This window comes from Kitasatospora sp. NPDC050543, assembly GCF_044457565.1.
In the GTDB taxonomy this organism is placed as follows: domain Bacteria; phylum Actinomycetota; class Actinomycetes; order Streptomycetales; family Streptomycetaceae; genus Kitasatospora.
The window spans coordinates 313758-326280 of sequence record NZ_JBITGZ010000002.1; the positions used below are offsets into that span (position 1 = coordinate 313758).

Here is a 12523-nt window from a genome sequence, read left to right on the forward strand (position 1 = left end):
ATGCCCAGAACACCGGGCGTTGTCACAAGACACCAGCACTCTCCTCAACCGTTGAACGGAGCGTGACCCTCATGTCCACCACCCCTCGCATCGCGATCACCGGTGCCGGCCTAGGCGGCCTCGTCTGCGCGTGCGTCCTGCAACAGCACGGCGTGCCGGTCACGGTCTTCGAGCGTGAGACCGCCCCCCATTCCCGCTCGCAGGGCGGCACTCTCGACATCCACGAAGACACCGGCCAGGCGGCCCTGCGCGCAGCCGGACTGTTCGACCAGTTCCTCGCCCTGTCCCGGCCCGAAGGCCAGGAGTGGCGCCTGTACGACCGCCACGCGACCCTGATACGCCACGACCGGGCCGACGACGACGATCTGACCAGGCCCGAGATCGACCGCGGACAGCTGCGCGCGCTCCTGCTGGACTCCCTCGCCCCCGGCACGGTCCGCTGGGGTCACTCCGTAAGGGCCGTCACCCCGCTACCCCGTGGCACCGTCCGCCTGCACCACCATGACGGTACGGACGAAGACTTCGACCTGGTCATCGGCGCCGACGGCGCCTGGTCCCGGGTGCGCCCCGCGCTTTCCGAAGCCCAACCCTCCTACGCTGGTGTCACGTTGGTGGAAGCTCACTTCGACGACGTCGACCACCGTCACCCCGGCATCGCCCGCCTGGCCGGTCGCGGCACCATGTCGGCCAAGGCGGGCCGCCGCAGCCTGGTGCTGCAGCGCAACAGCAATGGACACGTCCGCGCCTACATCAATTTCCGCGGCCCCCAGGACTGGCACGCCGGCCTCGACCTCGCAGACACCCAAGCAGTACGTACGCGCCTCCTCGCGCAGTACCAGGGCTGGCACGAGAGCCTGCTGGACATCCTGCGCGACAACGAGGGCGGTTTCGTCAACCGGCCCATGTTCGTCCTTCCCGTTTCCCACTCCTGGCGGCGTGTCCCCGGCATCACCCTGCTCGGCGACGCCGCCCACCTGATGCCGCCCGTCGGCGTCGGCGCCAACCTCGCCCTGCTCGACGGCGCCGAACTCGCCCAGGCCGTCATTGCCCACTCCGACATCGACGAGGCCCTCGACGCCTACGAAGGCGTCATGCTGCCCCGCGCCGCCGACAACGCGAAGACCGCCCAGCAGATGCTCACCACCCTCATGCCTGACAGCGACTCCGACGCCGCCGCCTTCCCCGACAACCTCTGGCCGGCCAGCACCCTCCCTGACGCTCCCGCTCACACCGGCTGAGCTCGGCCGACCTCGCACCTCCCGGCTCCGCCGACGGGAGAGCCACCAGGAGCGATCTCAACGGCGGCCGAGCAATTCGCGTGATTGACTTCACCGACCATGCAGGCGTCCACCGCGCGCACCGCCCGCACCGCCCGCACCTGTTCGAGCGTCAGCCCGTACATGCCGGCCGTCGTCCGCAGTGCCTGGACCTGCGCCAGGCAGTCCTCGCTGCGGTAGCGGGACCGGCCGTTGGCCGGGTAGCGGGCTTCGCACTGCTCGCAGCGCGTGGTCCGGTGACCTCGTGGCGCGGGCGGCGCGGTGAGCTGTTCCCCGTGGTCGTCCTGGTCGACGGCGTGGGCGGCCGCCCGGGGACTCGTGTCGCTGCGTCAGGCATGGTGACGAGAGTAGGAGTCGGCACCGACATGGTGACCCGAACCGTGGACGGCGGGGCAGGGGTGCTGTACGGGTGCGGTACGACCTCCGGGCCGGGCAGCCGGGGAGCTGAGGGCCCGGGGGCCGACCGGCGCTACAGGCTGAGCAGCAGGTCGGCGGCCGCCGTGGCGTCGGGGGTGGTGTGGTCGGGGGCGGGGTGGCGGTGGGGCCAGGCGGGGTCGGGGGAGATCCAGATCGAGTGGAGTCCGACCGCCTGGGCGCCGAGGATGTCGGTGGCCGGGTTGTTGCCGATCATCCAGCCGCCGGCCGAGAGGTGGTGGCCGCAGCGGGCGGCGGCCGTGTGGAAGATCGCCGGTTCGGGTTTGGGCGCGCAGACCTCCTCGGAGACGCAGACGGCGTCGACGGCGTCCAGCAGGCCGGTCACGGCGAGCTTGGCGCGCTGGACGTCGGTGGCCCCGTTGGTCACCACGGCGATGGTCCAGCCGGCGGCGCGCAGCCGGGCGAGGGCGTCGAGGACGCCGGGGAAGCACTCCACCCGGGACGCGGCGCCGTCGACGTACTCGTCCCACAGGGCCTCGCCCGACCCGGCCAGGCCGTAGGTGGCGCTGAGCTCGGCGAACGTCCGCCGGTAGGTGCGGGCCCGCACCGAGGCGTGGACCAGTTCGGCGGCGCCCGGGGGGAGCCCGAGGCTGTCGCAGAAGGTCGTGGCCCAGTTGACGACGGTGCCGCGACGGTCGATGAGGGTGTGGTCGAGGTCCGTGAGCACCAGCCGCTGCATGGCCGCGAGCGTAGTGGCGGCCCGGGTCGGGGGCGGGTGGACGCACCGCGCGCCCGCGTGCGCGCTACCCGGTCGCACCCGTCCCCGTATTACCGCGGCGCACCCTCGTACCACCGGCCGTACCACGCCCGCGTACTACAGGGGGAGTACGCGCGACCGCCTCGCCGGGGTGACGCCCGGTGGGGCGGGGTTGGCCTAGCCTCGCGGCATGGCAGCTGAAGAGGATGAGGCCGGCGCTCACGGCCCCGAGCCGTGGCGGCCGCCGTGGGTGCGGGCCGCGAAGGCGGGCTGGCCGGTGGCGTCGGCGCTGGTGATCGCGGTGGTGCAGGTGGTGGGCAGCACCGTGGCGGGGCGGCATCAGACCTCCGGCCGGGTGAGTCTCGACGCGCTCGGCTACTTCCTGCTGTTGCTGGGCCCGGCGCTGCTGGTGCTGCGTCGGCGGTGGCCGGCGGCTGTGGTGGCGGGCACCGCCGTCGCCACCGTGGCGTACCTGCTGGCCGGGTATCCGTACGGTCCGGTGTTCATCAGCCTCGCCGTCGCGGTCTGCGTCGCCGTGGAGACCGGGCACCGTCGGGCCGCCTGGCTCAGCCTGGGGGCGGCGTACCTCGCGCATGTGCTGATCACCTTCGTGCTGCCGCAGGGCTGGCAGCGGGCGCCGGAGCCCCGGCTGGTGTGGGAGCAGGAGCTGGGGGCCAGCGCCTGGGTGCTGCTGGTGGTGGCGTTCGCCGAGATCCTGCGCTTCCGGCGGGAGCGGATGGCCGCGCACCAGGCGTACCGGGCGCAGGCCGAGCGGCGCCGGGCGGACGAGGAACGCCTGCGGATGGCCCGGGAGTTGCACGACATCCTGGCGCACAGCATCTCGCTGATCCACCTCCAGGCGGGGGTGGCGCTGGAGCTGCTGGACACCCGGCCCGAGCAGGCCCGGACGGCGCTGGTCACCATCAAGAGCGCCAGCAAGGAGGCGCTCGGCGAGGTGCGGCAGGTGCTCGGCACGCTGCGCTCGCCCGGAACCGCCGCCCCGCGCACTCCGGCGCCGGGTCTGGCGCGGCTGGACGAGCTGACGGCGCAGGCCCGCGGGGCGGGGCTGGAGGTGAGCGTGGTGGTCACCGGCACCCGCCGGGCGCTGCCCGCGGGCGTGGACCTGGCGGCCTTCCGGATCGTGCAGGAGGCACTGACCAACGTGATCCGGCACTCCTCGGCACGCCGCGCCGAGGTGCTGCTGGACTGGAGCAGCCCGGACGGGATCGTCGTCCAGGTGGACGATCCGGGGCCGGCCGGCCGCGCGGAGGCGGGCGGCTCGGGCAGTGGACTGGTCGGCATGCGGGAGCGGGTGGCTGCGATCGGCGGCACGCTGGAGGCGGGGCCGCGCGCGGACGGCGGTTTCCGGGTGCGGGGTGTGCTGCCGGTGCGGGCGGCCGCGGGAGGAGCGCAATGATCCGGGTGCTGCTGGCGGACGACCAGACGCTGGTCCGGGCGGGATTCCGGGCGCTGCTCGACGCCCAGGACGACCTGGAGGTGGTCGGCGAGGCCGATGACGGCGTGGCGGCGGTCCGGCTCGCCCGCGAACTCGCCCCCGACGTCGTGCTGATGGACATCCGGATGCCGAACCTGGACGGTCTGGCGGCCACCCGCCGGATCGCGGACGATCCGGAGCTGGCCGGGGTGCGGGTGGTCGTGCTGACCACCTTCGAGCTGGACGAGTACGTCTTCGAGGCGCTGCGCTCCGGCGCGGCGGGCTTCCTGGTCAAGGACACCGAACCGGCGGACCTGCTGCGCGCGGTACGGGTGGCGGCGGCGGGTGACGCGCTGCTCTCACCGGGGGTGACCCGGCGTCTGATCGGCGAGTTCGCGGCCCGTTCCAAGCCGCCGGACGGCGCGGGGCAGGAGCTCTCGGCGCTCACCGAGCGCGAGCGGGAGGTGCTGGCGCTGGTGGGCATGGGGCTGTCCAACGAGGACATCGCCCGTCGCCTGGTGGTGAGCCCGCTGACGGCGAAGACGCATGTCAGCCGGGCGATGGTGAAGCTCGGTGTCCGCGACCGGGCGGGCCTGGTGGTGGTCGCGTACGAGTCGGGGCTGGTCCGCCCGGGCTGGCTGGGCTGACCGGAGGCCGGGACGGGGCCCGCGCCTGGGGCGGCGGCCCGGCTTGTGCGGATCACGCACTGAGCGGTACCCGTACTCCGCAGGCGGTAGGCGCGGTGCCGCCACCCGTAGGACGCGCCCGCACCCCCGGCGGCGGAATGCTCGAAGCACCCCGGGAGGCACTCCCGGGCAGAGCTCACCGCCGAGGAGATGAACCCCCATGTACGCGCTGCTGGCAGACAACGACTGGCACGGCCCGGGCCCGTGGATCCTGCTGATCCCGCTGTTCTGGCTTGCCGTGGTGTTCCTCGTGATCATCGTCCTGCGCCGTACCGTCTGGCGCCGCGGCTGCGCCGGCCGCCCGGGTGCCCCGCTCGCGGACAGTCCGATCGCGGTGCTCGGCCGCCGCTACGCCGAGGGTGGCATCGACGCGGACGAGTACCGTGCCCGGCGCGACGTCCTCGCCGAGGACCCGGGCCTGCACCGGGGTCAGGACCCGACCCAGGGCCGGGGGCCGTACCCGAGCCAGGCCCCGGACCCCCGCCGGGACGCCCGCCAGGACCTGCGCAAGGACCCGCGCGACGACCACGGAGGTGCCGAGTGACCACGCTGGACGTCGTGCGCACCGCCGCCGCCCGGGTGGAGGACGCCGTCAAGGTGTACGGCGCCGGCGCCACCCGGGTGCGCGCGCTGGACCACGTCACCGTCGATTTCCCGGCCGGACGGTTCACCGCCGTGATGGGCCCCTCCGGCTCGGGGAAGTCCACCCTGATGCACTGCGCCGCCGGGCTGGACACCCTCAGCGCGGGCAGCGCGTACATCGGCGACATCGAGCTCGGCACGCTGAACGACCGCCGGCTGACGGTGCTGCGCCGGGAGCGGATCGGCTTCGTCTTCCAGGCCTTCAACCTCGTGCCCACCCTCACCGTCCGGGAGAACATCACCCTCCCGCTGGACCTCGCGGGGGCCGCGCCCGACCGGGCCTGGCTGGACGTCCTGATCGACACCGTCGGACTGGGTGACCGGTTGCACCACCGGCCGAGCGAGCTCTCCGGAGGCCAGCAGCAGCGGGTCGCGGTGGCCCGCGCGCTGGCCGGGCGGCCCCGGGTGGTCTTCGCCGACGAGCCCACCGGCAACCTCGACTCCCGCGCGGGCGCCGAGGTGCTCGGCCTGCTCCGGCGGGCGGTGGACGAGATGGGCCAGGCCGTGGTGATGGTCACCCACGACCCCGTCGCCGCCGGTTACGCCGACGAGGCGCTCTTCCTCGCGGACGGCCGGCTGGTCGACCGGATGGCCAAGCCCAGCGCGGACCGGGTGCTGGACCGGCTGAAGGCCTTCGAGCGGGGGCGATCATGAGCACGCGGCCCACCACCCCGTCGACCACCACACCACCGCCCACCACCCCGTCGGGCCGCAGCGCCGCGAGCACCCTGGGCTCCGTACGCGCCGCCCTGCGGATCAGCCTGCGCTCGCTGCGGGCCCACCGGCGCCGCCTCGCCGGCACCTTCCTCTCCGTCCTGCTCGGCGTCAGCTTCCTGACCGGCACCATGGTGCTCGGCGACACCCTGCGGGCGAACTTCGACACCCTGTTCGCCGACGCCAACGCCGGTACCGACGCGGTGGTGCGCAGTGCGGACGTGCTCGACGCGCCGAACACCCCCGGCGGCGTCCGGGCGCCGCTCGACGCGGCCCTGGCCGACCGGCTGCGCACCGTACCGGGCGTGGCGGCCGCGGAGGCCTCCGTCCAGGGCGCCGGCCAGCTGGTCGGCAGCAACGGCAAGCCCGTCGGCGGCCAGGGGCCGCCCACCATCGCGGGGACCTGGCTGGCCGACGCGAAGCTCAACCCGTACCGCCTGGCGGAGGGCCGGGCGCCGGCCGCGCCGGGTGAGGCGGTGGTCAACCGGGGTGCGGCCAAGGCCGGCGGCCTGCACATCGGCGACACCACGGTGCTGCGCACGCCCGACCCGGTGAAGGTGACCATCGTCGGTGTCGCCACCTTCGGGGCGAGCGCCGACGGGATGGGCCCGAGTACCTTCACCGGCCTCACCGTGGCCGACGCCGAGCGGTACCTCACCCCCAAGGGCGCGGGGCAGGCCAGTTCCGTACAGGTCCGGGCGAATGCGGGCACCTCGCAGGCCGCGCTGGTGAAGGCGATCGCCCCGCAACTGCCCGCGGGTGTCGAGGCGGTGACGGGTACCGCGGCGACGGCCGAGAGCACCGCGCAGGTCTCCGGCCGGTTCCTCAGCATGTTCACCACCCTGCTGTTGGTGTTCGCCGGGATCGCGCTGCTGGTGGCGACCTTCACCATCCACAACACCTTCGCCATCGTGGTCGCCCAGCGGACCAGGGAGAACGCGCTGCTGAGGGCGCTCGGCGCGGCCCGCGGGCAGGTGCTGGCGGCGACCCTCGCCGAGGCGCTGGCGGTCGGCGTGCTCGCGTCGGTGGGCGGGCTGCTCGGCGGCGCCGGCGTGGCGGCCGGGCTCAAGGCGCTGTTCTCGGCCTTCGGCTTCTCGCTGCCCACCGGCGGCATGGTGATCACCGCGGCCGCCGTGGTGCTGCCGCTGGTGGTCGGTACGGCGGTCGCGGTGGGCTCGGCGCTGCTGCCGGCCGTCCGGGCCGGGCGTACCGCGCCGCTCGCCGCGCTGCGGGAGACCGCGGTGGACCGTGCGGCCGGCGGGCGGGCCGGGCGGGTGCGGCTGGCGCTCGGCGGGGTGCTGCTCGCGGGGGGTGTGCCGCTGGCCGTCGTCGGCGCGACCGGCGGGCCCTCCGTCCTGCTGACCGTCACCGGGGCGCTGGCCACCCTGGCCGGGGTGGTGGTGCTCGGTCCGGTCGCCGCCGCCTTCGCCGTACGGGTGCTCGGTGCCCCGCTGCCCCGGTTGCGCGGTGTGCTGGGGACGCTGGCGCGCCGCAACGCCGCCCGCAACCCCCGGCGGACGGCCGCCACCGCGACGGCGCTGATGGTCGGTGTGGCGGTGGTGACCCTGTTCACGGTCTTCGGGGCGTCCATCAAGGCCACCCTGGACCGGACGGTCGCGGACTCCTTCGCGGGCGATCTCGCCGTCACCGCTCCTTCGTTCGGCGCGGGCGGCAGCGGGGTGAGCCCGAAGCTCGCCGACGCGCTGGCCGGGCTGCCGGAGGTCGGGCAGACGGTCGGCCTGGGCCGCGGGGTGGCCCGGATCGAAGGCCACGGCCGGGTGCTGGACGTCACCGACCCGGCCCGGCTCGCCGGCATCGTGGACCTCGGACGGGTGGACGGCTCGCTGGACGCCCTGGGCACCGACGGTCTCGCGGTCTCGCGCGCGGAGGCGGACAAGCACGGCTGGCGGCTCGGGCAGAGCGTCACCGTCGGCTTCACCGACGGCGCGAGCGGGCCGTTCACCGTCCGGGTGCTGTACCAGGGTGGCGGGCTGGCCGGCGACTACCTGATCACCCGCCAGGCCTGGGCTCCGCACCGAGGGCAGGACGCCGACACCATGGTCGCGGTCGCGCTCCGGGACGGTGTCCCGCTGGCGACGGGCAAGGCGGCCGTCGAGCGGGCCGCCGCTCCGTTCGGCAACCCGCAGGTGCAGGACCGGGACGAGTACGCGGCGAGCGCCGCCGGCGGCGTCGACATGATGCTCTCGATCGTCTACGCGCTGCTCGCCCTGGCGGTGCTGATCGCGCTGCTGGGCATCGCCAACACGCTGACCCTCGCGGTGCACGAGCGGACCAGGGAGCTGGGGCTGCTGCGGGCGGTCGGGCAGACCAGGGCCCAGCTGCGCGGGATGGTCCGCTGGGAGTCGGTGCTGGTGGCGGCGTTCGGTACGGTCGGCGGGCTGGGCCTGGGCGTCTTCCTGGGCTGGGCGCTGGTGCGGGCCTCGGACGGTGCGGGGACGGGCGCCTTCGCGATCCCGCCCGTGCGGCTGGCCGTGGTGCTGGTGGCCGGGCTGCTGGCCGGGGCCGTGGCGGGGCTGCGGCCGGCCGGGCGGGCCGCCCGCCTGGACATCCTTCGGGCCATCGCGGCCGACTGACGCCGGATCGGATCGCCGGGTGGCCGCACCGCTCGCGTGCGCGGTGCGGTCACTGCGCGGTACGGCTGCGCGCCGGGTGTGGCCGCGCCAGCTGCGGTCAGCTGCCGAACTCGAAGAGGACGCCGTGGCCGGCGATGGTGGTGACGAGGAGGATCGCCAGGTCGGCGATGCCCAGGGCGAGACCCAGGACGGCGCGGCCGCGGCGGCGGGTGCCGCGGACCAGGGCGAGGGTCGCCAGGGTGATGGCGAGCGGGCCGAGCGCGATGTTGAACAGCAGCAGGCCCGGCAGGCCGAGCAGGAACGAGGCGACGGCGAGGTTGTCGGCGTCGGCGACGGCGGCCTTGGTCCGGTCGGTCCGAGGTGCGGTCAGGGTTGCCACGGGGTCCACTCCTTCGGTGTCTCAGCGGTCTGTCGGCGGTCTGTCAGGGGTTGTCTTGGCGTGTCCCGGCGCTGCCCGGTCGGGGCCGGCGGCGGCGCGGCACTCTCTCAGCGGTGGCGCAGGCGGGCGATGCCCTCGCGGGCACCGAAGGCGAGCAGCCAGGCGGCGATGGCGGCGGCCGCCAGCAGGAAGACGGGCATCGGCAGGTGCGCGGCGGCGCCGATGACGACTCCCATGGCGACCAGTGCGACGAAGAGGATCATGGTGCGGCCCTTCCGAGTAGTCCCATTGGTGCGAGCGATGCGAGCGGTGCGAGTGATCCGAATGGTCCGCGCGAACGGTCCACGGCCGTGGGGCGAAGATTCGGCGAACACTTGGGTTCACAACTGTTCGCCGAGTTCCACTCTACGCTGGTCAAAGTCAGCAAACAGTTGTTTACTGAATGATGTGAGTCACATCGTGGGGGTCAGGCAGGCCCAGAAGCAGCAGAGCCGGCGCGCGCTGATGGATGCGGGCCTGCGCCTGCTGGAGGACCAGAACCTCACCAGCCTCGGCGTACGCGAGGTCACCCGGGCCGCGGGCATGTCCCCGGCGGGGTTCTACCGGCACTTCCGGGACATGGCCGACCTCGGCGTCGCGCTGGTGGAGGAGTCGCTGGCGAACGTGCACGTCCTGGTCCGCGCCGTCCTGGCCGGGCAGGGTGACGCCGAGCAGCTGATCGACCGTACGGTCGAGGTCATCGCGCAGCACGTCCGGGAGCACCGCGCGCACGTCCGCTTCCTGGCGCGCGAGCGGCACGGGGGAGTGCGGCAGGTCCGGGAGGCGATCGCGGCGGAGCTGGACCGCTTCGCGTACGAGGTCGGTGCCGCGCTCGCGCTCCAGCCCGTCTCCACGGGCTGGAGCGGGGCGGACCTGCGGATGCTGGCCGAGCTGTACGTCGAGCACATGGTCTCGACCGCCACCTCCTTCCTGGAGGCGGGTACGGACGACCCGGGCGCGGAGCGGCGGATCGCCGCCACCGCCGGGCTCCAGCTGCGCCTGATCAGCCTCGGCCGCCGTCACTGGCGCGAGATCTGACGGCTCACCGACTCATCGGCTCGTGGCTTCATCGGCTCATCGCTTCATCGTTGTGGGGCTCTTGACATCTCGTCATGTCCGCGCCAGCTTTGGTGCACCCCCACACGAGAGGCCCTCTCATGAAGAAGCCGCTCATAGGCGTGCTCACCGCGCTGCTGCTGGCCGGGGCCACCGCCCTCACCGGTGCCGCCCCCGCGACCGCCGCCCCGGCGGTCGCCGTCAACTTCGCCGGGACGGTGGCGCTCAGCAACTGCTCCGGCTCGCTGGTCCGGCTGCCCAACTCGACCTCGGGCGACCCGGCGCTCATCCTCTCCAACGGCCACTGCCTGGAGAGCGGCATGCCCTCACCCGGACAGGTGGTGGTCAACCGCTCCTCCAATCGCTCCTTCACGCTGCTGAACTCCGGCGGCGGCTCGCTCGGTACGGTGCGCGCCACCAAGATCGTGTACGGCACCATGACCGACACCGACATCTCGCTCTACCAGCTGAACACCACCTACGCCTCGATCCAGTCGCGGTACGGGATCGCCCCGCTGACCGTCTCCGCGAGCCACCCGGCCCAGGGCGCCTCGATCAAGGTCGTCTCCGGGTACTGGAAGAAGATCTACTCCTGCTCGGTGGACGGCTTCGTCTACCGGCTCAAGGAGGGCGGCTGGACCTGGAAGGACTCGGTCCGCTACACCTCCAGCTGCAACACCATCGGCGGCACCTCGGGCTCGCCCGTGGTGAGCACCGCCACCGGTGAGGTCGTGGCCGTGAACAACACCGGCAACGAGGACGGCGGGTCCTGCACGGTCAACAACCCGTGCGAGGTAGACCAGAACGGCAAGGTGACGGTCCGCCAGGGCATCAACTACGCCGAGGAGACGTACCTCATCCCCGCCTGCTTCGCGCCGGGCAACCGGCTCGACCTGACGCTGGCCGGCTGCACCCTGCCGCGCCCGTAGCACCGCGCGCCCGGGTGGGTCATCCGCAGAGCGCGGGTGGCCCACCCGGCCGCATGCCGACGGCCGGTACCGGTCCGCGCCGGGAGCCGACACCACCGGCACTCAACCGCACCAGCACCCGAACCGCACCAGCCCGCCCGATCAACGGAGAGTCGATGCGCACCAAGCTCAGGAGGCTGCTGACCGCAGCGCTGCTGATCCCCCTGCTCGCACTGGGTCTGGCCGTACCGGCGTCCGCCCGGGCGGCGCCGGCCAAGGACATCCGGGAGCGCCTGGCGGCGATCCCCGGAATGACCGTCACCGAGGAGAAGCCCACCACCACCGGGCACCGGTACTTCCTCCTCACCTTCACCCAGCCGGTGGACCACGACCGGCCCTGGCTGGGCACCTTCCAGCAGCGGCTGAGCGTGCTGCACCGGGGTGAGGACCGCCCGACGGTCTTCTACACCAACGGCTACACCCTGGGCACCACCCCGTCCCGGACCGAGCCGACCAGGCTCACCGACGGCAACCAGGTGTCCATCGAGTACCGCTTCTTCACCCCCTCCCGCCCGCAGCCCGCCGACTGGTCGAAGGCCGGCATCGAGCAGGCGGCGGCCGACGCGCACCGGCTGATCGGCGCCCTCAAGCGGATCTACCGGCAGGAGTGGATCTCCACCGGCGCCAGCAAGGGCGGCATGTCCTCGGTCTACCACCGGCGCTTCTACCCGGACGACGTCGACGGCACCGTCGCCTACGTCGCGCCGAACGACGTCGACGACCGCGAGGACTCCGCGTACAGCGCGTTCTTCGAGCACGTCGGCAGCGCCGAGTGCCGCGCCGCCCTGAGCGCCGCCCAGCGCGAACTGCTGGTGCGCCGGAGCACCCTGGAACCGCGCTACGCGGCCGACAACGCGGCGCGCGGCGGCACCTTCGAGACCGTCGGCAGCGCCGACCGCGGCTACGAGATCGGCGTGCTCGACGTCGTCTGGGCCTTCTGGCAGTACGCGGGAGAGGCGGACTGCGCGGCCGTCCCCGCCGCCACCGCCACCGACGACCAGCTGTACGCCTGGCTGGACACCCACTCGGGCATCGACTCCAACACCGACCAGTCGCTCGCGGCGTACACCGCGTACTACTACCAGGCGGGCACCCAGCTCGGCTCGCCCGGCTTCGACGTCTCCGGGCTCACGGGGCTGCTCCACTACGACACCCGGGAGCTGTACACGCCGCGCAGCTACGTGCCCAGGTCGATCCCGATGCGCTTCGACCGGCACGCGATGCGGGACATCGACAGCTGGGTGCGCCACGGCGCCGAGCGGATCATCTTCGTCTACGGCCAGAACGACCCGTGGGGTGCCGAGCGCTTCACCCTCGGGCGGGGCAGTGAGGACTCCTACGTCTACACCGCCCCCGGGGCCAACCACGGCGCCAAGATCGCCGCGCTGACCCCGGCCGACTCGGCCGCCGCCACCGCGAAGCTCCTCGACTGGGCGGGCCTGGGCGGTACGGGCTCCCTCCTCGCCCCCCGCGTCCAGCCCTTCACCGACCTCGACCACGAGGGCCTGCTCCAGGAACACCACCGGCTGTAGTCCCGCCCCGGGCCCTGGTCCCCGACCGTCCTGGGCCCCCGCAGGCGCCTTCGGGCCACCCGCGCCGTC

12 protein-coding genes are annotated in these 12523 nt (G+C 73.7%); 9 read left to right on the top strand and 3 right to left on the bottom strand.

What is annotated here, in order from left to right; genetic code table 11:
* Window positions 1-71: 71 nt before the first annotated feature.
* Entirely contained in the window at window positions 72-1238 is a 1167-nt protein-coding gene (locus tag ACIBH3_RS03770; protein ID WP_396310218.1) for an FAD-dependent oxidoreductase, read from the top strand.
* 508 nt (window positions 1239-1746) lie between these two features.
* On the opposite strand, the gene ACIBH3_RS03775 is transcribed toward ACIBH3_RS03770, so the two are convergent.
* Complete coding sequence (locus ACIBH3_RS03775; protein ID WP_396310219.1) at window positions 1747-2391, bottom strand: HAD family hydrolase; 645 nt, start codon at window positions 2389-2391, stop codon at window positions 1747-1749.
* Between the two features lie 208 nt (window positions 2392-2599).
* Between ACIBH3_RS03775 and ACIBH3_RS03780 the strand changes: the two genes are divergently transcribed.
* From ACIBH3_RS03780 to ACIBH3_RS03800, 5 genes are all read left to right on the top strand, one after another.
* A complete protein-coding gene (locus ACIBH3_RS03780) occupies window positions 2600-3826 on the top strand; it encodes a sensor histidine kinase (RefSeq protein ID WP_396310220.1) in 1227 nt (408 codons plus the stop codon).
* The gene (locus ACIBH3_RS03785) at window positions 3823-4491 is read left to right on the top strand and encodes a response regulator (RefSeq protein ID WP_396310221.1); all 669 of its coding nucleotides are present in this window, start codon (window positions 3823-3825) and stop codon (window positions 4489-4491) included. The genes ACIBH3_RS03780 and ACIBH3_RS03785 overlap by 4 nt, the downstream gene beginning before the upstream one ends.
* Window positions 4492-4690: 199 nt before the next feature.
* Window positions 4691-5074, top strand: a complete 384-nt coding sequence (locus ACIBH3_RS03790; protein ID WP_396310222.1) for an SHOCT domain-containing protein — start codon at window positions 4691-4693, stop codon at window positions 5072-5074.
* Window positions 5071-5826: an ABC transporter ATP-binding protein gene (locus ACIBH3_RS03795; protein WP_396310223.1), complete on the top strand. Its 756-nt coding sequence runs from the start codon at window positions 5071-5073 to the stop codon at window positions 5824-5826. Before ACIBH3_RS03790 ends, ACIBH3_RS03795 begins: the two co-directional genes overlap by 4 nt.
* Window positions 5823-8480: an ABC transporter permease gene (locus tag ACIBH3_RS03800; RefSeq protein WP_396310224.1), complete on the top strand. Its 2658-nt coding sequence runs from the start codon at window positions 5823-5825 to the stop codon at window positions 8478-8480. Before ACIBH3_RS03795 ends, ACIBH3_RS03800 begins: the two co-directional genes overlap by 4 nt.
* A 97-nt stretch (window positions 8481-8577) precedes the next feature.
* Here ACIBH3_RS03800 and ACIBH3_RS03805 read toward each other — a convergent pair whose 3' ends face one another.
* A complete protein-coding gene (locus ACIBH3_RS03805; protein WP_396310225.1) occupies window positions 8578-8859 on the bottom strand; it encodes a DUF4190 domain-containing protein in 282 nt (93 codons plus the stop codon).
* A 107-nt stretch (window positions 8860-8966) separates the two neighbouring features.
* On the bottom strand, window positions 8967-9122 hold the full coding sequence (locus tag ACIBH3_RS03810; protein ID WP_396310226.1) for a hypothetical protein: 156 nt from the start codon (window positions 9120-9122) through the stop codon (window positions 8967-8969).
* Window positions 9123-9306: 184 nt separating this feature from the next.
* Between ACIBH3_RS03810 and ACIBH3_RS03815 the strand changes: the two genes are divergently transcribed.
* From ACIBH3_RS03815 to ACIBH3_RS03825, 3 genes are all read left to right on the top strand, one after another.
* Window positions 9307-9936 (top strand): TetR family transcriptional regulator, encoded by a 630-nt coding sequence (locus ACIBH3_RS03815; protein ID WP_396310227.1) that lies wholly within the window; start codon window positions 9307-9309, stop codon window positions 9934-9936.
* A 119-nt stretch (window positions 9937-10055) separates the two neighbouring features.
* A complete protein-coding gene (locus ACIBH3_RS03820) occupies window positions 10056-10883 on the top strand; it encodes a serine protease (protein WP_396310228.1) in 828 nt (275 codons plus the stop codon).
* 155 nt (window positions 10884-11038) lie between these two features.
* Complete coding sequence (locus ACIBH3_RS03825) at window positions 11039-12454, top strand: S28 family serine protease (protein ID WP_396310229.1); 1416 nt, start codon at window positions 11039-11041, stop codon at window positions 12452-12454.
* Window positions 12455-12523: the final 69 nt, after the last annotated feature.

Coding starts and splice junctions, on each gene's coding strand:
- ACIBH3_RS03770 (WP_396310218.1), top strand. CDS start 72: ATGTCCACCACCCCTCGCATCGCGATCACCGGTGCCGGCCTAGGCGGC.
- ACIBH3_RS03775 (WP_396310219.1), bottom strand. CDS start 2,391: ATGCAGCGGCTGGTGCTCACGGACCTCGACCACACCCTCATCGACCGT.
- ACIBH3_RS03780 (WP_396310220.1), top strand. CDS start 2,600: ATGGCAGCTGAAGAGGATGAGGCCGGCGCTCACGGCCCCGAGCCGTGG.
- ACIBH3_RS03785 (WP_396310221.1), top strand. CDS start 3,823: ATGATCCGGGTGCTGCTGGCGGACGACCAGACGCTGGTCCGGGCGGGA.
- ACIBH3_RS03790 (WP_396310222.1), top strand. CDS start 4,691: ATGTACGCGCTGCTGGCAGACAACGACTGGCACGGCCCGGGCCCGTGG.
- ACIBH3_RS03800 (WP_396310224.1), top strand. CDS start 5,823: ATGAGCACGCGGCCCACCACCCCGTCGACCACCACACCACCGCCCACC.
- ACIBH3_RS03810 (WP_396310226.1), bottom strand. CDS start 9,122: ATGATCCTCTTCGTCGCACTGGTCGCCATGGGAGTCGTCATCGGCGCC.
- ACIBH3_RS03820 (WP_396310228.1), top strand. CDS start 10,056: ATGAAGAAGCCGCTCATAGGCGTGCTCACCGCGCTGCTGCTGGCCGGG.
- ACIBH3_RS03825 (WP_396310229.1), top strand. CDS start 11,039: ATGCGCACCAAGCTCAGGAGGCTGCTGACCGCAGCGCTGCTGATCCCC.